This is a genomic window from Sphingobium sp. TomTYG74, assembly GCF_055393875.1.
The window spans coordinates 2,271,742-2,293,870 of sequence record NZ_AP027341.1 but is presented as its reverse complement, the minus strand read 5'-3'; the positions used below and the strand labels follow the sequence as shown (position 1 = coordinate 2,293,870).

The following is a 22,129-nucleotide window of genomic DNA, read 5'->3' as shown; positions in this document are numbered from 1 at the left end:
ACTCTTGACGCGGACTCCCCGCTCGGCGCATTGTGCCGGAACGGAACATTTGGGGGACATTCAAAAGCCATGGCTGTCAGCCGCGGAGCCAAGCGCACGCCGGAATGGCGCGAAATGCTGAAACGCAGCCTCATCCGCAGCGGCGCGCTGATCAGCGCGATCGCGCTGATGCTGGCGACCCTGTTCCTTGCGCTCGCGCTGCTCAGCTTCCGCCTGAGCGACCCGTCGATGATGACCGTCGCCGACAATCAGGTGCAGAATATCATGGGTTGGCCCGGCGCCTGGGTCTCCGCCTTTCTCTTCACCCTGCTCGGCGTACCCGTTGCGCTCGTCCTGCCGCTGCTCGCAATCACTGCCCGCCGCCTTTGGGGTGATCAGGACATGACCGGCTGGAAAGGGCAGTTCGGCAAATGCTTCCTCGGGATCATCCTCATCGGCATCGCGCTCGCGATGTTCCAACCTGACTCGCTCATCGATCTCCCGTCGGGCTGGGGCGGGCTCATCGGCCTCGCGACCGCCAACGGAGTCCGCAGCCTGACGTCCGCCGCGCCCGCCGCACAAGGTTGGATCACCGGCATCCTCGTCGTCCTGATGCTGCTTGCGGGCTTCTTCACCTGGTATCGCAGCCTTGCGCTGGAAAAGCCGATCCTCGCCTTGCGTCGCCCAACCCTACCGCGTCTCAACCTTCCCAAACCGGCGCTCGCTTTCGCGGGCGGCGGGAGCGTTACTGCCGACGCGCAAGATGACGATGACGAAGCGGGAGAACGCGTCATCGCTCCCCGTCGCGCGGTGTCGAACGAGCCCAAGCCGCCAATCACCATCCAGACTCCCAAACCCGCGCCCGCCCAAAGGCAAATGGCGCCCGTTTCTCAGGATGACCTGTTCGGCAATAGCTCGCTGCCCTCGCCCGACCTGCTTAATCCGATACCCGCAAGCCAGTCGCAGAAGATCGACAAGGCTGCTCTGGAGCGCAATGCCCGCTTGCTCGAATCCGTCCTCGACGACTTCCATGTGAAGGGCAACATCGTCGAGGTGCGCCCCGGCCCGGTCGTCACCATGTACGAACTGGAGCCCGCGCCCGGCATCAAGGCGAGCCGCGTCATTGCTCTTGCCGACGATATCGCCCGCAACATGTCCGCGCTCTCGGCCCGCGTCGCGACCATCCCGGGCCGCACCGTCATCGGCATCGAACTGCCCAACGCCAATCGCGAGGGCGTGTCTTTCCGCGAGCTTATCACCTCCGAACAGTTCGTGCAGGACGCGACTCTGCCGATCATTCTCGGCAAGAATATCTCCGGCGAACCGATCATCGCGGATTTGGCCCCCATGCCCCACCTGCTGATCGCGGGCACCACCGGCTCGGGTAAATCGGTGGGCCTCAATGCCATGATCCTGTCGCTGCTCTACCGCATGACGCCGGACCAGCTGCGCCTGATCATGATCGATCCCAAGATGCTGGAACTGTCGACCTATGACGACATCCCGCATCTGCTGTCCCCGGTCGTGACCGAGCCTGCCAAGGCGATCCGCGCCCTCAAATGGGCGGTGGAGCAGATGGAAGACCGCTATCGCATGATGGCCTCCATTTCTGTCCGCAACCTCGCCAATTATAATGAGAAGGTCCGGGCCGCGAAAGCCAAGGGCAAGCCGCTCGGCCGCCGGGTGCAGACGGGTTACGATCCCGAAACCGGCAAGCCGATTTATGAGGAAGAACAGCTCGACTTCCAGCCGCTGCCGCAGATCGTGGTGGTGGTCGACGAACTCGCAGACCTGATGATGACGGCGGGCAAGGAAGTCGAATTCCTGATCCAGCGCCTGGCGCAAAAGGCGCGCGCGGCTGGTATCCACCTGATCCTCGCGACGCAGCGCCCATCCGTTGATGTCATCACCGGCGTCATCAAGGCGAACCTTCCGACCCGGATCAGCTTCTTCGTGACGTCAAAAATCGACAGCCGTACGATCCTGGGCGAACAGGGTGCCGAACAGCTGTTGGGTAAGGGCGACATGCTCTACATGCACGGCGGCAAGGGCCTGATGCGTGTCCATGGCCCCTTCGTGTCCGACGACGAGGTGCGCGTGGTGGCTGACCATTGGCGCGCGCAAGGACAGCCGGATTATATCTCGGCCGTGACCGAAGAACCGGAAGAAGGCAGCTTCGCGCTCGACGGCGTGGATCTGGGCGATGACAGCCCCGACGCGCAGCTGTTCCGCAAGGCATGCCAGCTGGTGTTTGAAAATCAGAAGGCTTCGACGAGTTGGCTGCAGCGTCAGCTCCGCGTCGGCTATAATTCGGCTGCGCGCCTCATTGAGCGGATGGAAGAAGAAGGGCTGGTCGGCCCTCCGAACCATGTCGGCCGACGTGAGGTGCTGCGCGATGAAAATGGCAATCCGCTATGACGATTGCGTCAAACGCAATCGAACTGGCCGTCTATGCATTTGCGAAAAAGACCAGCGCCGTTCAATAAGATCGGGCCTTTCAGGCATCCTCTCCTAAAAACTTTCCGGCTGGTCTTCGGACCAGCCTTTTTTTTGTTCGCCGGGCGAGCTACCCCACGACTGCAAGTGGCCCTGCAGGGTTCGGAGATCAGGAACGCATCAGTTCACAATGGGTTCAACGCCTGATCGCTACTCCTTGACCTCTCAACAAAGCGGAGAAGAATGCATGAAGCGCTTGTTTGCGCCACTCGCCCTGGCCCTGGCCGCCGCACCGTTGTTCGTTCCAGCCGCGCCCAGTGCCGCGCAGCAGTCGCCGGACGGCATGGACCGGGTGAATGCCTATATTCGCGGCGTCACCACGATGACCGCCGATTTCGTGCAGACCGACCGCGCCGGTCAAACCCTGACGGGCAAACTGACAATCAAGCAGCCCGGCAAGGTGCGGTTCCAGTATCAAAAGGGTGTACCCTTGCTGATCGTCGGCGACGGCAAGGCCTTGACCATGATCGACTATGAAGTCCGTCAGGTACAGCGCTGGCCCATCGGCAGCTCGCCTTTGGGCGCCTTGCTCGATCCGAAAAAAGACCTGTCACGTTATGGCAAGCTGATCCAGACCGGCGATCCGAAGGTGATCAGCGTTCAGGCACGCGATCCCAAGCGGCCGGAATTCGGGACTATCACGATGATCTTCGAACGGGATTCGGCCGGGCCTGCGGGTCTTCAGCTTTACGGATGGGTAGCGCTCGATTCCCAGAATAACCGCACTAGCGTGCGCTTGTCGAACCAGCGTTATGGCGTCCCGGTTGCGAATTCCGCCTTTCGTTGGACAGACCCGCGCCCGAAGGGTCGCGTAGCCGGGGGGTGAAACGGGCCTGGCATGAGATGGATCGTGCTCACCTGAATCTTGTTCATCTTCGGCTCATATCCGGAACCCTAATAAGAACTCCACGGCGCGAGACGAAGTCCGGGATTTCCCCCCTGTTACTCGGAACGCAGCTCTCGCCGCAAAGCGCTTCAAGGGCGCGATCGAGACCCCCGTTCCATGCCCCCGGAGCGGGGGTCTTACTTTGCCAGCGGCAGGTCGGCGCAGAGCCAAGCTTGCGAAGCCGTTCGCAGGCCCTTAGGGGATCAGCATGCCGAAAACACTGAGCATTGCATCCTGGAACATCAACAGCGTCCGCGCCCGGATCGACATCGTCGAACGTTTCCTGACCGAAGAAGCACCAGACCTTCTTTGCCTTCAGGAAACGAAGGTGGTGAATGAGATATTTCCCACCGACATGTTCAGGCGTCTGGGCTATGTTCATCAGGTGCTGAATGGCCAGCGCATGCATCATGGCGTGGCGATCATGAGTAAGGTGCCCATTCATGAGGATGACCGGCTCGATTGGCAGGCCAATGGCGAAGCGCGTCATGTCGGCGTCCGCCTGGACAACGGCGTTCGCATCGAAAATGTCTATGTTCCCGCCGGAGGCGATATTCCCGACCGAACAGTCAATCCGAAGTTCGGTCAGAAACTCGATTTCATTGAGCGCATGATTCAATGGTCCTCCCAACTTGAGGACAAGCCGACGATCCTCACCGGTGACTTCAACATCGCGCCCATGGAATGCGATGTGTGGAGCCATAAGCAACTGCTCAATGTCGTCAGCCATACGGCGATCGAATGCGAACTGTTGGCCCGGTTGCAGGAATCGAACAATTGGATCGATATCGGCCGCCAATTCTTTCCCGCTCCGGAGCGGCTTTATACCTGGTGGAGCTATCGCGCGCGGGATTGGGCGGAATCGGATCGTGGGCGCCGACTGGATCATATGTGGATGACGCAGGATGTTGCCGCAAAGGCGATCGGGCACCGTGTTGTCGAACCGGCGCGCAGTTGGACCAAGCCATCGGATCATGTCCCGATCATCACGGAGTTCGCGTTCTGATGGACCGTCTGCCATGAACGGGCGCGCCGCTGCCCGCGCGATTGACGCTCTGCGCCGTGGTTGGGCGGTTACCGTTCGTGCGACTGACGGCGCCATACGCGTCATGGCGGTCGAGGGCGCGGATTCGGTGACGCTGAAGACTTTCGATCCTGCGGGCAAAGCGGACATATTGATAGCAGCTGCCCGGGGCGAGACATTGAAGCTCGCCAACCAGCTGGCAGCGGCTGATCCCGACATGCCCGTGCTGATCGCCCGCGCGCCATGGATCGATGGCGATGTTGCTACCGCGATCGCTGACCCGGTACTCGACCTCGCATCACCTTTGAAGGGACCTTTTGCGGCCAAGCCCCTTGCCGCGCCGCTGGCGGCTAAGGCGACGCTCAAGCTCGCCCGGCTGGCGGGTATCCTGCCTGCCTTCTTTTTGGGACAGGAAGGAGAGACCGAGGCCGAGGTCAGTGCCGATGACATAGACGCTTATGATGACGCTGCTCATCTTGCCATAGCGACGCGCGCGCGGCTGCCGGTGTCAGCCAGCGAGACCGCCGAGATCATTGCCTTTCGCAGTCCGGACGAGCCACGAGAGCATGTCGCCCTGATCGTTGGGACGCGCGACTCCTCGCCGCCGGTCATCAGGCTGCACAGCGAATGTCTGACGGGGGACGTGCTGGGCAGCCTCAAATGCGACTGCGGGCCTCAATTGCATGAGGCGCTACACCGGATCGCCGACTCCCGCTGGGGCGTGCTGCTCTATCTGCGGCAGGAAGGGCGCGGGATCGGCCTCATCAACAAGTTGCGCGCTTATGCCTTGCAGGATCAGGGGTTCGATACCGTCGATGCCAATGTCCGCCTTGGCTTTGCCATCGACGCGCGTGATTTCTCGGTCGCGGCGCGCATGCTCAAGCTGCTGGGCATCGAAGAGGTGCGGCTGCTCACCAACAATCCCAAGAAGGTCGAGGGGCTGGAAGGCGCGGGCATCAAGGTGGCCGAACGCCTGCCCATCATCTTGCCCGCCAACCCGCACAATGAACAATATCTGGCGACCAAGCGCGATCGTACCGGGCATCAACTGTGACCACGATCCATGTGAACAGCGCCGCCGGGCGGTTTCGGTTCGGCACGCTGGACATCCCATGCACGCTGGGCCGGAGCGGCGTGTGCCCGGCGACCACTAAGCGGGAGGGGGACGGCTACACGCCGCTGGGTGTCTGGCCGCTGCGAGGCGTTCTGCTGCGGCCGGGAAAGGCGGAGCCTGCCGCAATCCGGCTTCCCTGGCGCTGGGTGAGGGAAGGTGATGGCTGGTCTGACGATCCTGCTGATCCCGCCTACAATCGGCCAGTGCATCTGCCACGAGCATTTTCGGCGGAATCGCTCCTCCGCGGCGATGATGCCTATGATGTGATCGTGGTGCTGGGGCATAATGACGCGCCGCCGGTGCCGGGGCAGGGCAGTGCGATCTTTCTTCACCTGTCCGAAGGGCGTCCTACGGCGGGCTGCATCGCCATTGATCGCGACGATATGCTGAAACTGCTGCCGTTGCTGGCTCCGGGCGACGTTATGGAGATCATCTAAGGCAGGTCAGGCCTGCTCCAGAGCCTCGCCAATCTCACCGCCAGCCGATTCGAGCAACCGCCGCTCCAGGGTCTGGATACGTGCCTTGCTCTCGATCTTGCCACCCAGAAGGTCGGTCACATAAAATGTATCGACCGCGCGTTCGCCATAGGTGGCGACATGGGCGCTATGCACAGTGACCTTCGACTGGAACAATGCGTTGGCAAGGCTGAACAGCAGGGCCGGGCGATCGCGGGCATTGACCTCGATCACCGTAAAGCGGTTGGACGCCTTGTTGTCGATCAGCACATTGGGTTCGATCCGGAATGCTTCGGCGCGGGTGCGGGGCAGGGGGCGCGCTTCCAGCTTCGTGATCATGCGGTGGCGGTTCGCCAGCGAATCCTCGATCGCATTGCGGATGCGGGTCAGCTGTTCCGGGCTATGGAAAGCGCCGCCCAACGGGTCTTGCACAAGGAAGTTGTCGATGGCGACGCCGTCACGCGTGGTATGGATGCGCGCGTCGATGATATTGCCGCCCGCCAAATGGATCGCGCCGGCGACCCGGTAGAATAGGCCCGGATGGTCAGCGGCATATACGGTGACCAGCGTGGCGCCGCGCTGCGGATAATATTGCGCGGCAATCGACAAGGGCGAATCCCCGGACGCCAGGATATGCTGCGCATTGTGGATCAGTATGTCGTCAGGCTCGGCAATCCAATAGGATTCGGGCAGGCGCTTGCTCAGCTTCTGGAAGTCGGCCTTCGACATGCCGAGCGCTTGGCGCAGCGATTCCTGCTTGGCGGTGACGCGTTCGCCGCGACCCTTTTGCTTGTGGCCAAGCCGCAGCACTTCCTCGGCGGCTTCATAAAGGTCGCCCAGCAGCTGGCGTTTCCAGCTATTCCATACGCCGGGACCCACGGCGCGGATGTCCACGACAGTGAGGCAGAGCAGCAGGCGCAGGCGCTCTGGGCTTTGCACCACCTCGACGAAATCGAGGATCGTCTTGTAATCGGCCAGATCACGCTTGAAGGCCGTTGCCGACATCAGCAGGTGATGGCGCACCAGCCAGGCGACGGTTTCCGTTTCGGCCGGCGTCAGGCCAAGGCGCGGGCAGAGATGGTCGGCTACTTCAGCGCCGAGCACGCTATGGTCGCCGCCACGGCCCTTCGCGATGTCATGCAGCAGAACCGCAACATAGAGCACCCGGCGCGACACCAATTTGCCCATGATCTCGGTGGACAGCGGGTGGTCTTCCACCAGATCGCCCTTCTCCACGCGGGCCAGAAGCCCAACTGCGCGGATGGTATGCTCGTCGACCGTGTAATGGTGATACATATCGAACTGCATCTGCGCCACGACGCGGCGAAAATCGGGAATGAACCGGCCAAACACCGTCGATTCATTCATCCAGCGCAGCACCGTTTCCGGATCGCGGGTCGATGTCAGCACGTCCATGAAAGCGGCGTTGGCGCGAGCATCGCGGCGGATTTTTGCCGTGATCAGACCTGCGTCCCGGCTGGCGGTGCGCATGGCGCTTGGGTGGATGCCCAGCTCATGGCGATCAGCCACCGCGAAGATTTCGAGCAACCGCGCCGGGTCCTGCTGGAAAAAGTCGTCGCTTGGCAGCGCGAGCCGACCACGGTCCAGCACGAAACCATCCAGCTTCTTGGGACGACGGAATATGGACGGAATATAGCGCCGCCCCTTCGCCGCCAACTGGTCGTCCAGATGCGCAAGGAACACGGCCGTAAGGTCGCCCACGATTTTTGCATTCAGGAAATAATAGCGCATGAAGCGCTCCACGCCAGAGCGGCCCTGCCGCCCCGTGAAGTGCATCCGCGTGGCGGTTTCCAGCTGCAGATCGAACGTCAGGCGATCTTCGGCCCGCCCCGTGATCATGTGCAGATGGCATCGGACAGCCCAGAGAAAATCCTCGGCCTTCTGGAATTGCCGCAGTTCCAGATCGGTCAGCAGGCCCACATCCACCAGTTCGGCGACGGACTTCACCCGATTCACATATTTGCCAATCCAGAACAGGGTGTGGAGGTCGCGCAGCCCTCCCTTGCCTTCCTTGACATTGGGTTCAACGACATACCGGCTATCGCCCATGCGTTTGTGCCGCTCGTCCCGCTCTTCCAGCTTTTCGGTGACGAAGGCGCGTGCCGTCCCCTGCATCACCTCAGCGTCGAACCGCTTGGCGGTGTCCTCGTACAGCGCCCGGTCGCCCCAGACATAACGCGCTTCGAGCAGTGCCGTGCGCACGGTCAGATCTGCCTTGGCCATGCGCATCGTCTCATCGATCGACCGGCTCGAATGCCCGACCTTTAGGCCCAAGTCCCAGAGCGAATAGAGCATGGACTCGATAACCTGCTCGGTCCAGCCGGTGGGCTTCCAGGGTGTGATGAAGGCGATATCGACGTCGCTATGCGGCGCCATCTCGCCACGGCCATAGCCGCCGACGGCCATCAGGGTAATGCGCTCGCCCGTGCTGCGATTGCTGGCGGGATAAAGATGATGCGTCGTTGCATCGTAGAGCAGGCGCAGAATCTGGTCGATCAGGAACGCAAAGGCGGTCACGGCCTCGCGTCCGCGCGTGGGTTTTGCCTCCAACCGCTTCGCGACATCGACGCGTCCGGCGTCCAGCGCGGTCTTCAGTTCGCGGACCACCAACCCCCGCAGTTTCGCGGGATCGCCCCGATGCTCTTGCGCCAGCGTGTTAATGCTGTCGGAAATCGCGCGCCGGTCGATGATGGAACGGCGAGAGCCAAGGGAGGGGAACTGCATGACCATGGGCTCAATCTAGTGTCCGCTGCTGGCGGCGGCCAGTTGTTTCAGTCGATAAAGCTGCTCCAGCGCCTCACGGGGAGAAAGAGCATCGGCATCGATTAGGTCGAGCGCGGCGCGCAGGGCATCGACCGCTTCCTCTTCCTGCGCCGCAGCGGCGGCGAAGAGGGGAAGGTCGTCCAGGCCCGCTGCGATGCCGCCGGTCTTCGCCCGGCCCGCTTCCAGCCGGGTCAGCACATCCTTGGCCCGCTTGAGAACAGCGGGCGGAAGTCCCGCAAGCCGCGCGACGGCGAGGCCATAGCTGCGGTCGGCTGGTCCCTCCGCGACCTCATGAAGCAGAATGAGATCGCCTTTCCACTCGCGGGCACGCACATGATGAAGCGATAGCGACGAGAGAGTCTCGGCCAGCCGTGTCAGTTCATGATAGTGCGTCGCGAACAGGCACCGGCAGCGGTTGACCTCATGCACCGCCTCGACGACCGCCCAGGCGAGGGCCAGCCCATCATAGGTGGATGTGCCGCGCCCAACTTCATCCAGAATGACGAAGCTGCGTTCGGTCGCCTGCGAAAGGATAGCGGCGGTTTCCACCATCTCGACCATGAAGGTCGATCGCCCGCGTGCAAGGTTGTCCGATGCCCCTACGCGACTGAACAACCGATCGACCAATGTCAGCGTCGCCGACTGAGCAGGCACATAGCTGCCAGCCTGCGCAAGAATCACGATCAGCGCATTCTGCCGCAGGAAGGTGGATTTGCCGCCCATATTGGGGCCAGTCACCAGCCAGAGCCGGTCTTCGGCCCCTAGACAGCAATCGTTGGCGACGAAGGGCTGCCCTTCCTTCCGCAGCGCGTCCTCGACCACCGGATGTCGGCCGCCAATGATCTCAAGGCACGGTTCGCCGCCCTCCTGGGGTAGAAAATGCGGCCGCTGCCAGCCCCCTTCGGCGGCGCGCTCCGCCAGCGCTGCGGCAACGTCGAGCCGGGCAAGCGCATCAGCGGCCAGCGCGATCTCCGCCTTGCGAGCCAGGGCGGTCTCGACAAGATCCTCCAGATGCGCGGCCTCGGCCACCAGCGCATGGGCACCCGCCTGCGCGACCCGCCCGGCCTGTTCATGCAGGTCGACCGAATTGAAACGCACCACGCCCGCCAGCGTCTGGCGATGCGTGAAGCCGCTGTCCGGCTGCATCAGTGGATCGGCGGCGCGTGCGGGCACTTCGACATGATAGCCAAGCACGCCATTGTGCCGAATTTTCAGCGATGCGATGCCGGTGCGCTCGCGATAGCTTGCCTCCAGAGCAGCGATCGCCCGCCGTCCGTCGCCTGCCATCCGCCGCAGTTCGTCCAGAGCCGGATCGTAGCCGTCAGCAATATATCCGCCGTTGGCCGTCTCGGTCGGCGGGCTGGGGACCAGTGCCCGCGAGAGGCTGTCCACCAGTGCTCCGTGGCCATCGAGGGCTGGCAACAGTTGCTGGAGCAGCGGCGGTTGATCCGGCAATCGCCCAAGTCTTTCGCGCAGCATGCGCGCTTCATTGAGCCCGTCGCGCAGCTGTCCCAGATCGCGTGGACTGCCCCGGCCCACGGCGATGCGCCCCAGCGCACGCCCTACGTCGGGAAGCGCTCTTAGCGCGACACGCAGCTGGTCGCGCAGCAGCGGGTCGTCATGGAGGAGCTGTACCAGACCCAGCCTCGCCTCGATCAGGCCTTGATCCATCAACGGCGCCGACAGGTCCTGCGCCAGCAGCCGGGCGCCTGCGCCCGTGACCGTTCGATCCACCGCGCCCAACAGGCTGCCCGCGCGCGCGCCGCTCATCGTCGCGCTGATCTCCAGGCTTTCCCGGGTGGCCGCGTCGATCGCCACATGGGCGCCGCTCGCCTTGCGCACGGGGGGCGCCAGAAAGGGCAGGGTGCCCTTGCCCGCATGATCGAGATAGGAGACAAGCCCGCCCATCGCGGCCAGCTCCGCCCGGCTGAACTGGCCGAATCCGTCGAGGGTAGCCACACCGAACAGCCGCTTGAGTGCTGACTCCGCCCGATTGCTGGAAAAGGCCGCACGATCGAACGGGTGAGCTTCGGGTAGATCGAGGGCGAGGCCGTCGGGCACGACGATCTCGCTCGGCCGCAGCCGCGCCAGTTCGGCGGACAGATCGCTGGTCCGCAGCGTCAACGTTTCAAAACGCCCGGTGGAAATGTCGGCTGCGGCTATCCCGATCTCGCCTGCGCCATCGCCGCCCGTCTGGGCCAGCGCCACCAGCATATTGTCGCGCCTGGAATCGAGCAGCGTTTCCTCGGTCAGCGTTCCCGCCGTGACGTAGCGCACGATGGCGCGGGTCACGAGAGCCTTACTGCCCCGCGCCTTGGCCTCTGCTGGCGTTTCGGTTTGTTCGGCGATGGCCACCCGATGCCCCGCCTTGATCAGCCGGGCCAGATAATTTTCGGCGCTGTGCACGGGCACGCCGCACATGGGGATCGGCGCGCCGCCATGTTCGCCCCGGCTGGTGAGCGCGATGTCCAGCGTCGCCGCGGCGGCCTTTGCGTCGTCGAAGAACAGCTCGAAGAAGTCGCCCATGCGGTAGAAGAGCAGGCAATCCTGCGCCTCAGCCTTCAGCGCCAGATATTGCGCCATCATCGGCGTCGGCTGGGTCGCGGCGTTTTCCTTGGGGCTGTGCATGACCGTCAGGCGATAGCCGCAAGCGGCAGTTCAGGAAAGGGCGTGAAAAAACGTGCCGCTCGCGCTTGCCGACAGGTCGGGCTTGCCGCTAGGGCCTGTTTACTGGGTAAAGAGGGGCGGATGCGTCATGGCTGATAAGTCGAGTGTGGAATTTTCCGAGCGCGAGGCGCTGTTCTTCCATTCGACTGGCAGGCCCGGCAAGATCGAGATCATCGCGTCGAAGCCGATGGCGACGCAGCGTGACCTCAGCCTTGCCTATTCTCCCGGCGTCGCCGTGCCGGTACGCGCCATCGCCGCCGATCCGCAGACCGCCTATGACTATACGGCAAAGGGCAATCTGGTCGCGGTCATTTCCAATGGCACGGCTATCCTCGGCCTTGGCAATCTGGGCGCGTTGGCATCAAAGCCGGTGATGGAAGGTAAGGCGGTCCTGTTCAAGCGTTTTGCCGACGTGGATTCGATCGATATCGAACTCAAGACCGAGGACGTCGACAAGTTCATCGATGCGGTGGAGCTGATGGAGCCGAGCTTCGGCGGCATCAACCTTGAGGATATCAAGGCGCCTGAATGCTTCATCATCGAACAGACTCTGAAAGAGCGGATGAACATCCCGGTCTTCCACGACGACCAGCATGGCACCGCCATTATCGCCGCCGCTGGCGTCATCAATGCCGCGATGCTGACCGGGCGCGACCTTAAGGACATGAAGGTCGTGGTGAATGGCGCGGGCGCGGCCTCCATTTCATGCACCGAACTGATCAAGGCGATCGGAGTTTCGCACGACAATGTCATCATGTGCGATAGCAAGGGCGTGATCTACCAGGGCCGTACCGAAGGCATGAACCAGTGGAAGTCGGCGCATGCGGTGAAGACCGACGCTCGCACGCTGGGGGAAGCGATCAAGGGCGCTGACGTGTTCCTCGGCCTGTCCGTCGCGGGCGCGGTATCGCAGGAGATGGTGAAGGCAATGGCGGAAAAGCCGATCATCTTCGCCATGGCCAATCCCGATCCGGAAATCGCGCCTCCCGAGGTTCTGGAAGTTCGCCCGGACGCGATCGTCGCTACCGGCCGGTCGGATTATCCGAACCAGGTCAACAATGTGCTGGGCTTCCCTTTCATTTTCCGGGGCGCTCTGGACGTGCGCGCGACGGGCATCAACGAACCGATGAAGGTAGCAGCGGCGCATGCCATTGCCGAGCTGGCTCGCGAACAGGTGCCGGAGGAAGTCGCCAAGGCTTACGGCCGTTCGCACAGCTTCGGTCCCGATTATATCATCCCGGCGCCCTTCGACCCGCGTCTGATGGAGGTTGTTCCGGTAGCGGTCGCGCAGGCGGCGATGGAAAGCGGCGTCGCGCAAAAGCCAATTTCCGACATGGCCGCCTATCGCCAGTCGCTCAAAGGCCGATTGAATCCGACCACTTCGGTCCTCACCACGGCCTATGAGGTCGCCAAGGCCAATCCCAAGCGCGTCGTGTTTGCCGAAGCGGAAGAGGAAGTGGTGCTGCGCGCCGCCATCCAGTTCCGTGACCTTGGCTATGGCATCCCCGTTCTGGTCGGCCGGAACGAAGTCTATGACAAGCTGAAGGCGCTCGGCGTCCGCGATCCTGAGAGTTTTGAACTGCATAACAGCGTTAATTCGCCTCTGGTGCCCGAGATGGTGGATACGCTCTACAGCCGGTTGCAGCGGCGCGGCCATCTTCGGCGCGACTGCGAACGTATGGTCAATCGTGATCGCAACATCTTCGGCACCTTGCTTGTCAGCATGGGTCATGCCGATGCGATGATCACGGGCGTGACTCGGCCCTTCGCCCAGACTCTGCGCGAGGTGAAGCGCGTCATGGACCCGGTGGTGGGGCGCACCGCTTTCGGCATCCATATCATGGTGTCGAAAGACAAGACGGTGTTCCTGGCCGATACGACCGTTAATGAGCGGCCATCCGCCAGCGAACTGGCCGACATCGCGGAGGGCACTGTCGCGGTCGCACGGCGCATGGGTCATGACCCGCGTGTCGCCTTCCTCTCCTACTCCAATTTCGGCAACCCACCGGGCGGCCATCTGGAAAATGTCCGCGATGCGCTGACGGTTCTCGACGGCCGAAATGTCGACTTCGAATATGAAGGCGAAATGACCGCTGATGCGGCGCTTAATCCCGCGGTCATGAAAAATTATCCCTTCAGCCGTTTGTCTGGCCCAGCCAATATCCTTGTCATGCCCGGCCTGCAGTCAGCCAACATCTCCGCGAAACTGTTGCGCGAACTGGGCGGCACGACGATGATCGGCCCGATGCTCGTGGGCATGGAGAAATCCGTGCAGATCGCGACCATGGCGTCCAACGCATCCGAACTGCTGACGCTGGCGGTACTGGCTTCGGCAGGGGTGGCTCTCTAAAAGTGGGTCAGGGGGGGCTCAGCCCTGCCGCCAGGGGCTAGTGTGCTGGCGCGACTGCCCCTCCCCAAGTGGATAGCCGCTCTATCGCCATAGCCAGGGGGCTTACGGCTCCTTAACATGGGTGGGGTAGGGGATTGGCGATGACTGTCCTGCTGATCACCGTCGATACAGAATTATCCTCACTGTTCCATGAGCGGGGCATGAGCCTGGACGACAATATCCGCTTGTCCATCCAGGCGGAGTCGCAGGGGCGGGCCTATGGCATCGGCTGGCAGATGGCCGAACTGGAAAGGCATGGCCTCAAAGGCGTGTTCTTCGTCGATCCGATGCCCGCGCTGGTTTATGGAACCGAGTTTTTGAAGCCCATCGTCAACTCGATTGTGGATCGGGGGCATGAGGTGCAACTGCACGTTCACAGTGAATGGCTCCGCTGGGCGCGCCACTCCCCTGTCGAAGGGAGGGTTGGTCGCAATATCGGTGACTTTTCGATGGCAGATCAGGTCACATTGCTACGCTTGGGCAGGCAATGGCTGGAGCAAGCCGGAGCGCCTTGCGTCACCGCGTTTCGGGCGGGCAATTTTGGGGCCAATGACGATACGCTGCGCGCCCTCGCTCAGGCTGGCATGCTATGGGACAGCAGCGTGAATCCTGCCTATCATCGCTATGGCTGCCGCATCAGCGGCGCTCGCGACCAGATCGCTCCCACACGCAGCTTCGGCGTCAATGAACTTCCCGTTTCGGGCATCACCGACCGGCCCGGCAGCTTTCGCCCCGCGCAAATCTGCGCGATGTCGGCGACAGAGATGCGTACAGGGATGCGTCACGCATTGCGCGAGCAACATGCGGCTTTCGTCGTCGTGACCCACAGCTTCGAAATGCTGACACGCGACCGCCAACGTCCCAATCACGCGGTGATGCGCCGTTTCACCGCTCTCTGCGCCGAGGCCGCCAAACTGACCAGCCTACACGTTTCCGGCTTCCGTGGTCTGTCGCTCAGCCTGGCAACAGAAACGAACTCTTCGCACAATCTTGCTCCATCCGATCGTCTTCGTACCACGAGCCGGATGGTGCAGCAGTTGTGGGCCAGCTGGCGCTACGAACGCCGCTTCATACCGGCCTGAATCCTGCTCGGATTAATGGATTATATGGCCGACAGTTATGGCGGAGACGGAGTCCGCAGTCCGCCATACTCTACCATTCTCAAACATTATCAAAGTCGCTATTTAATAATGACTTATCTAAATTCTGTTCTCGGGCATTCTCTTTCCAGATCGCCCATTCCCAAAAAATATGTGGGGCGTTATGTAGGGCGCAAATGTTGGACGGAATGTTGGTTTTATGAGCGGATTCAAACCTGCGGGGATGCATCGAGAAAAGCGGCTTACCGCCGCCACCGTTCGGACTGTTACAAAGGCTGGCCTTCATGCGGACGGCAACGGGCTCTACCTTAAAGTTGACCCCGGTGGTTCGAAGCGTTGGATCCAGCGCCTCGTCATAAACGGGAAGCGCCGCGATATAGGGCTAGGCTCTGCTGCCCTTGTAAGCCTATCAGAGGCCCGAGAGGCAGCCATTGAGAATAGAAAGAGCGCTAGGGCAGGAGAAGACCCTCTAGCGGCTAAAAGGCTCTCACAGGCCATCTTAACGTTCAAGGAAGCTGCCGAACAGGTCCACGCGCTTAACAAGCCCACTTGGCGCAATGACAAACACGGCGACCAGTGGATCAATACCTTGGAGAAGTTCGTCTATCCCTTCATTGGCGGCAAGCGTATCAGCGCGATCACCAGCGCCGATGTATTATCTGCGCTGTCTCCTATCTGGAACACCCATCCAGAGACAGCGAGGCGCGTAAAACAGCGTATCGGAACCGTGATGAAGTGGGCCATGGCAAAAGGCTGGCGCAGCGACAATCCCGCCGATGCGGTATCGCAGGGGCTATCTAAACATGATCGCTCCAAGGTTCAGCATCGCAAGGCTTTGCCCTACGATAAGGTAGCAGACGCGATTGATATCGTCCGCGCCAGTGATGCCGGGGTAACCACGAAACTAGCCTTTGAGTTTTTGGTCCTGACAGCGACCCGGTCGGTCGAAACCCGCGAAGCCCGGTGGAGCGAAGTCGATCTTGAAAAGAAGCTCTGGACGATACCGGGCAACCGTATGAAGGCGAAGAAGGAGCATCGCGTCCCCCTCACTGATCGCTGCCTTACGATATTGAAGCAAGCGAAGTCCCTGAAACAGTCCAATTCCGACCTGATATTTCCGGGAACGAGAGAAGATAAGCCACTTTCCGATATGACCCTGTCGAAGCTGATGAAGGAGCTGGCGATACCCGCCGTACCACATGGCTTCCGTTCATCGTTCCGGGATTGGGCCGGTGAAACGACCGCCCACCCGAGAGAGGTTATCGAACTAGCTATGGCCCACCGTATTAAAGACAAAGCCGAGGCTGCCTATGCCCGATCCGACCTGTTGGAAAAGCGCCGTGCACTGATGGATGACTGGTCAACGTACGTTTCGACGTCTTCAAAGCACACCAATTAATTCCATTTCTAAAAGCCGCGTTTTTAGATTTGACATTAAGTAACGCATTGATATTAGACAATTTTCCTCGTTGACGCGACGCGATTCGCGATGCATAGACGCGCTCATCAAAGATGATGAGGCAAACGATGGATGATGATCGATATATAAGGCGACCAGAGGTTGAAGCCCTTACCGGGCTATCGCGGGCGTCCATTTACAGGATGATGGCCGAAGGGGCGTTTGTGCGGCCCTACCGCATTGGAAAGCAGGCTGTGCGATGGCGCTATTCCGAAGTTCGAACGTGGCTAGCACAACGTCCGCAAACCGGCGGTGGTTGGCTTTTAGGCTAACGCCCTCTTCACTGGTGCCAATATGCAGGACAGAAATTACTTTGGCGAACGCATTAAACGTGACCGCTATGCCAAGTAGGTTAAACTTAGAAATGTGCTGGCAGAGCGACTGATTGATATATCCCGGCCTCCTTCAAGGCCGTCAGGGCGATGTATACCTTCATTTTAAATGAACAGCATTTGCTTAGTTCGGCTAACGATCGCATTAGAACAGTAATAGATTCTCTGACGCCGTAAAGTTATTTGAGATTTAAAGCCTATTCTAGCATTTATTGGATATTTTGGCTACTTGGGTAGCCAAGTCCTTCAAATCGCGCTCTAAGGGCCTTCTACGGGCAAAATAGAGCATGTTTGTCCGGTAGGCTGGCGTCCGCGAAGGGCGGTTAGTGAACGGTCGGTTTAGGTGCTGGATAACCCGCATCCGGTTCACCGGGCCTGCGCTAACTTATTTCGATGCTTCGCTTCCACGCGAACTCCGCGAATGCCCAAGCGTCCTGAACACCGAAGAATAGAGCTAATGCAATGACGGCTAGCATAGCAAACGCAAATGGAGTTAAAAAGACCAAGTAGGCCGTCATAGACCACCATGCGTGACGCTTCACCTGCCTAGGGTTGCGGCGCACCATTTTCTTAGTCTTTTCATTTTTATAGGGGCGCTTGGCAACGCTTAAGAGAAATCTAAGTGTTCGCTGGTTAGATTTCATGGGTAGCATTGCACTACCTTGAAATGTTGCCTCTACAAAGTTCCAAAAGTGATAAAGGAACACTAAGGAAATTCCGCCTCGTATTACAGCGACGTCTTTTATCACCACTTTCAGCCCCCCGGCATCAAATTCCGAAGGCTTGATTTCCAATAAATGCGAAAGAAGCAAAACTAGTCCAAAGAAGAGAGCTCTCGTTTGAAGACGTATTGATTCTTTCCTGTATTCGGCCCCTACGGTAGAATAATGATCGACTGCCATGTATTCACGCTCCCCCAGCGCCCGATGTTGTGCTAATTTTTTTGATGAAATTCAATCGCTATATAGCCCTAGGTGAGCTTCGGAATTCCTTCCTCGAATTGCTGATCCACCAGCCGTACCAACCTTCCTAATTGGTTTTGTAATGGCTGTTTTGCGTGAGTTCTCAATCCGGCCCTTGTTAAGTTTTAACTTAGCCACACATTCATTTTCGGAATTTTAACCCGGATATTAATTCTGCGCCTAAATATAGGTGTAACTTACCTAAACAAAATCCCTCCTTACCCGGCCTGCCGAGGCACCGGACTTACAGCGGGGAATGGTTTCGATCTTAAAGGCAACGCCTTCGGCACTTCGTTCACCGGAGATTTCATTTGGAGAGGTATAACGTAGGAAAAATGGCATAAAATGATAATTACTTTACCCATCCCATAATATATTTAAATAAATATTGTAAAAAAATGCAATAAAAATTTGCACTAATCCTTTACTGAAAATCAGATTCCTTTAATTTCCGATCATCTAAGGAAATTTAGGTGTTTTTCCATTATATATATGGATTTTCACCTAGATTTTGATTTTGAAAAGGAAATTTATGGTTCTTAATGATTTTTGTTCTGGTTTAAGTATTTCTGATTCTGAAAGTTCTTCTTCATGGCTTTCCCTATCTCCAAAACCATTCCCGGCTAAGCCTTTTTCAAAGGCATTCGCTGCCCTGCAAGAGGTCATGGAAGAGTGTCTTCATTCCCGGTGTAAGACCGGCTTCCATGTGTTCTCCGGTGATCCCGGCAGCGGGAAAACGACAGCCGTTCATGGCTTTGTTAGCCGATGGAAACAGGCAGGCTTTCCCGGCGGTGGCAGTATCATCGTCATGCTTGGCACCTTCGATGAAATAGACAGCTACCGGCGCGGGTGTGGCCTGGGCGATTTCGATTTTGCCTGTGTGTCGGCGGATGCAAAATATAACGCCTTTGGGCTTGGTCGGGATCGTGCTGGCGAGGCGCGGGTGTTGTTCACCACGCATGAACAGGTCCGGCGGCGCATGTTCGAATTTGATGGTTTTGAAGGGATTGATCTATTTCATTATCAGGGCAGGCCCAGAAGTCTACGGTTCTGGGATGAAGGCTTGAACGCTGCGCTTCCTGTGTCTTTTAGCCTTGAAGCTGTCGATGCTCTTCCTGCCTTCTTAAAGGGGGTAAAGGGTAGCGCGGACCTGATCGATGCCGTGCGTCTGTTCAGGTTAAACGCTGCACTGCGGAAGGCAGGTGATATCATTTCCATACATGCCGATGTGGGCGACCTTGCCCGGAATATGGTATTGGCATTGAAGGACGTGAACGTTCCCGCCGATATTCTTAGAGCCTTGGAAGGGCTGTCCCATTTAGCAGGGCAACAGGCTGTGTTGCGGCGCGCGAACTTTCATAAGAACGGTGACCTTGATGGGCTGGTGATCGTCGGCGCAGGCCAGCGGCTGCCCGATGATCTGGCACCCCTGATAATTTTGGACGGTTCTGCACGGCTTCGTCCATCCTATCGACATTGGGCTGACCGATGCAGCAGCGTCACCTTCCTCCCCAAGGCGCTGGCTGACTATTCTTCCATGCAACTGCACTGGTGGAACAAGGGCGCGGGTAAGACCTTGCTGGCTGATCCGGTGGAACGGGAAAAAATCGTAAATGTTGCCGTCGATCTGTTGAACGGTAGCGGCGAGGAATGGTTGGTCGTCCACCAGAAGAAGGTTGATCCCTATCTGACCAATCCCGGATTCGGTGTCGCGGACGAAATCAGGGCCAAGCTGGACGATGAAGTTAAGGTGCGCTTTGTCCATTGGGGTAAGCATCTGGCTAGCAATGCCTACCAGCATATCAGGAATGTCCTGATCATCGGCGGCAACGATTATGCACATGAAAGCTACGAGGCCATCTACATAGCGGCGACCGGCAAGCTGACGGACATAGATAACGGCTCGGTGCGGACCATTGGTGCCCATGAGTTCGCCCACCATGTCTATCAGGCTGCTTGCCGGTCAAACCTGCGCAATATGGATCATGAGACTGCTGGTGCAGCAAAGGTCTATCTGATCGCCGCGAACAGGAGTGCACGCCAAGAAGCCCTTGAAGAAGCCTTTAAAGGCTGCGCCATGCATGACTGGCTTCCGGTCACGAAGAAGCCGACCAAGAAGGACAAGGCCGTTATCGATGCCATATTGGCGCTGTTCGAAGATGGACGCGACCATATCAGCACCAAAGAAATCTGGATGGCCTGCGGGGCTAAGGATGCCAGCTATCTAACGGGCATTTGGAAGAAGCCTGTCGTCGTCCAGTTCATGGCTAACAATGATATTAGCAAGATCGGTAACAGGTTGAAGAAGGCAGCCAAACTGGAACACACCCTTCATTGAAGGAGAGGTGTGAGGACAGGTTTTTCGGGTTCCCGACTGTGAATCGATAGGGAAAAGGGGTGTGTTGGTCCAGTAGGACATCACCCCTTTTCATTCTTAGTGATCTATACCTTCGCGCTTTGAATGCGATACCACCAATCATCAGCAAAGCGCGGCGGATCGAATTGGATCTTGAGGCGAGGCATGTTGATATCCTTCAACCCTAGGACGAGCAGAGGATCACCCTTCACGACCACTGTTTCTTGTCGCTCCACCCTTCGATACTCGATCTTGTCCTTGCCGTTGAGGCCGCTCGCTGCGCCAACTGCTGCACCAACTGGTCCTAGTAGGACTCCGCCAACAACAGCACGGCCAACGGTGGAACGTTTCTGTTTGGTGGCTACGGGCACCTTATCATGATGGGTGATTGTCTTGGTCGTATCCGGCGTCACGATATCGAACGACAGGATCGAACTAACCTCAAAGTTCTTTTCAAGTAGGGGAGATATACCGTTCTCCTCACGCTTGTACGTCGCGTAACGTATGGAGAGGCCGTCATCTGACATAGCGATGAACCCATGGTCGCCGTTAAGCTTGGCTGGCGTATAATCCCATCCCCTCATGTGCGTAGCGGCGAAGGCTTTAATCTGTTCGTCCTGCTCTTGCTGTTTTCGTTCTTCCTCTTCGCGCGCTCGCCTTTCCCTTGGGGCTGCCCATAAATAAAGCGAGAAGCTAATCGCTGCCACGAACAAGCCCGCTTTGATAATAAATAGAAGGATAGCTTCCATGTCGCCTTACCCCCTGACCATAAAGGTGGCGCTATCATCGGAGCCATCGGAGTAGCGCTGGTGGATGGTTACGTTGTCGCCGTCGAGGTTGTAGGTGATCACTTCATCATCAGGATGATTGCGCCAGCGTCCCGGACCTGAACCGGCGAAAGCATCGACCGCCCTCCACATGACCCGTTGCCCTTCCAATCGGCAATCGTCCTTCCAGATGGTTCCATCGTCGGGGCGCTTGTACTGAATGCGAACCATACCACCATTGTTGCTCTTCACCTTCATGATAGCAGGGTCTTTACCCATCATGTGGGCCACGGCGGCACGACAGATACGGGCAAGATCGGAAGAGGAAACCGCTTGTGATGCAGGTTGTCCGTCCGTCATTGCTAAAGTTGCATCAGCGTCTGCTAAGGTTGCCTGTGCATTGGTATTGGCTGCTTCGGCGGCGGCTATAGCCGCATCGACCGAGTTGTCCGTGCTGGTATCGGAGCAGCCAGTCGCGGTCATCGTGATGGCAATGCTCAAGCAATGTAGGATTCTCATCTATGCCCCCGTTCGATCTTGGAGGCGTTAACCCGACCGCAGCCGGGTGTTGGAATCCCTGTAGGTCACAAGGCCCTGCGCTTTTAGGCAGAACCTTGGACAGCACGCAGGCACCCGGCCAAGAATGCTTGACCGGTTGACCTAACGAGGGGATTCCACGCCCCACAGTCGGGACTCACCGACTGCGCTATCCTGATGACGTAACAAGCCGTTGGCGTAAATACCTGTTCTTTCTGCTTACCGCTTCCAAACCCTGGCAGCCCTAACCAACGCCGCGACGCTGGTGATGATCGCGCCTATGCAAGTTGAGCTTAACCTTAGCAAGCAATAGAAGTTACAGCTTACAGAGCATGCACAAAGCCAAGCCAAGTGAGCCGAGCTACAATCACTAAAATATAAATCGCACACAATATAGCTAGTAGAATGAATCTATTATGAGCAATTGCTACAAAATTTATGCTTTCTACGTTAAACGAGCCGCGACGCGTCACCCTTTGAATAACAGACGTCTTATTAATTCTGTTACAAGACATTGCTGAAAGTATGTCCTGATGCTTTGTCTCAAGCGCGATCGTAATCTTTGACCTAGCAGGCATTCTTTTTATATCAACTTGGCAGTGGCTAATCTCATCGATGCGAGCGGATGAGGCAACGCCTCCATCGTAATGTATAATTTGCAGCGAAGTTATCTCGTTGCTCGATTTTAGGGGGTAGATGTGGAGGCGCAATTCTTCATAGACATCGCGCCTCGCCGATAAATTAATGAGCCACCGTTTGGATCGCCCGCTGGCGCTGGATGACCGCGTCATGAACTGTACGTCGAGAATGGACCTCGGATCA

The 22,129-nt window shown here is 58.7% G+C and carries 15 protein-coding genes; 10 read left to right on the top strand and 5 right to left on the bottom strand.

Translation table 11 applies throughout. The annotated features are described in order from the left end of the window. Positions 1-69 precede the first annotated feature (69 nt). From ACZ5TB_RS11560 to ACZ5TB_RS11540, 5 genes are all read left to right on the top strand, one after another. Entirely contained in the window at positions 70-2,397 is a 2,328-nt protein-coding gene (locus tag ACZ5TB_RS11560; RefSeq protein WP_464791347.1) for an FtsK/SpoIIIE family DNA translocase, read from the top strand. A 265-nt stretch (positions 2,398-2,662) separates the two neighbouring features. Continuing rightward, positions 2,663-3,301 carry a LolA family protein gene (locus ACZ5TB_RS11555; protein ID WP_464791346.1) on the top strand — a complete coding sequence of 213 codons (639 nt, stop codon included), beginning with the start codon at positions 2,663-2,665 and terminating at the stop codon, positions 3,299-3,301. A gap of 268 nt (positions 3,302-3,569) precedes the next feature. Next, positions 3,570-4,367, top strand: a complete 798-nt coding sequence (locus ACZ5TB_RS11550) for an exodeoxyribonuclease III (protein WP_464791345.1) — start codon at positions 3,570-3,572, stop codon at positions 4,365-4,367. 13 nt (positions 4,368-4,380) lie between these two features. Next, positions 4,381-5,439, top strand: coding sequence for a GTP cyclohydrolase II (gene ribA, locus ACZ5TB_RS11545; protein ID WP_464791344.1), 1,059 nt, complete (start codon positions 4,381-4,383; stop codon positions 5,437-5,439). Next, complete coding sequence (locus tag ACZ5TB_RS11540) at positions 5,436-5,936, top strand: L,D-transpeptidase family protein (RefSeq protein ID WP_464791343.1); 501 nt, start codon at positions 5,436-5,438, stop codon at positions 5,934-5,936. Before ribA ends, ACZ5TB_RS11540 begins: the two co-directional genes overlap by 4 nt. 6 nt (positions 5,937-5,942) lie before the next feature. Here ACZ5TB_RS11540 and ACZ5TB_RS11535 read toward each other — a convergent pair whose 3' ends face one another. Together ACZ5TB_RS11535 and mutS are read right to left on the bottom strand one after the other, a co-directional pair. Beyond that, positions 5,943-8,705 (bottom strand): [protein-PII] uridylyltransferase, encoded by a 2,763-nt coding sequence (locus ACZ5TB_RS11535; RefSeq protein ID WP_464791342.1) that lies wholly within the window; start codon positions 8,703-8,705, stop codon positions 5,943-5,945. Positions 8,706-8,714: 9 nt separating this feature from the next. Then, the gene (gene mutS, locus ACZ5TB_RS11530; protein ID WP_464791341.1) at positions 8,715-11,366 is read right to left on the bottom strand and encodes a DNA mismatch repair protein MutS; all 2,652 of its coding nucleotides are present in this window, start codon (positions 11,364-11,366) and stop codon (positions 8,715-8,717) included. 127 nt (positions 11,367-11,493) lie between these two features. Between mutS and ACZ5TB_RS11525 the strand changes: the two genes are divergently transcribed. The 4 genes from ACZ5TB_RS11525 (at position 11,494) to ACZ5TB_RS11510 (ending at position 16,625) form a co-directional block, all read left to right on the top strand. Continuing rightward, positions 11,494-13,755: an NADP-dependent malic enzyme gene (locus tag ACZ5TB_RS11525; RefSeq protein WP_464791340.1), complete on the top strand. Its 2,262-nt coding sequence runs from the start codon at positions 11,494-11,496 to the stop codon at positions 13,753-13,755. A 140-nt stretch (positions 13,756-13,895) separates the two neighbouring features. Beyond that, positions 13,896-14,876, top strand: a complete 981-nt coding sequence (locus ACZ5TB_RS11520) for a polysaccharide deacetylase family protein (RefSeq protein ID WP_464791339.1) — start codon at positions 13,896-13,898, stop codon at positions 14,874-14,876. 217 nt (positions 14,877-15,093) lie between these two features. After that, positions 15,094-16,293: a tyrosine-type recombinase/integrase gene (locus tag ACZ5TB_RS11515; protein WP_464791338.1), complete on the top strand. Its 1,200-nt coding sequence runs from the start codon at positions 15,094-15,096 to the stop codon at positions 16,291-16,293. A 113-nt stretch (positions 16,294-16,406) separates the two neighbouring features. After that, positions 16,407-16,625: a helix-turn-helix transcriptional regulator gene (locus tag ACZ5TB_RS11510; RefSeq protein ID WP_464791337.1), complete on the top strand. Its 219-nt coding sequence runs from the start codon at positions 16,407-16,409 to the stop codon at positions 16,623-16,625. Positions 16,626-17,065: 440 nt separating this feature from the next. Here ACZ5TB_RS11510 and ACZ5TB_RS11505 read toward each other — a convergent pair whose 3' ends face one another. Further along, positions 17,066-17,587 carry a hypothetical protein gene (locus ACZ5TB_RS11505; protein ID WP_464791336.1) on the bottom strand — a complete coding sequence of 174 codons (522 nt, stop codon included), beginning with the start codon at positions 17,585-17,587 and terminating at the stop codon, positions 17,066-17,068. A 592-nt stretch (positions 17,588-18,179) separates the two neighbouring features. On the opposite strand from ACZ5TB_RS11505, the gene ACZ5TB_RS11500 reads away from it, so the two are divergent. Next, on the top strand, positions 18,180-19,985 hold the full coding sequence (locus ACZ5TB_RS11500; RefSeq protein WP_464791335.1) for a hypothetical protein: 1,806 nt from the start codon (positions 18,180-18,182) through the stop codon (positions 19,983-19,985). Positions 19,986-20,089: 104 nt separating this feature from the next. Here ACZ5TB_RS11500 and ACZ5TB_RS11495 read toward each other — a convergent pair whose 3' ends face one another. Then, entirely contained in the window at positions 20,090-20,752 is a 663-nt protein-coding gene (locus ACZ5TB_RS11495; RefSeq protein ID WP_464791334.1) for a hypothetical protein, read from the bottom strand. A 6-nt stretch (positions 20,753-20,758) separates the two neighbouring features. Continuing rightward, on the bottom strand, positions 20,759-21,271 hold the full coding sequence (locus ACZ5TB_RS11490; protein ID WP_464791333.1) for a hypothetical protein: 513 nt from the start codon (positions 21,269-21,271) through the stop codon (positions 20,759-20,761). Positions 21,272-22,129 lie beyond the last annotated feature (858 nt).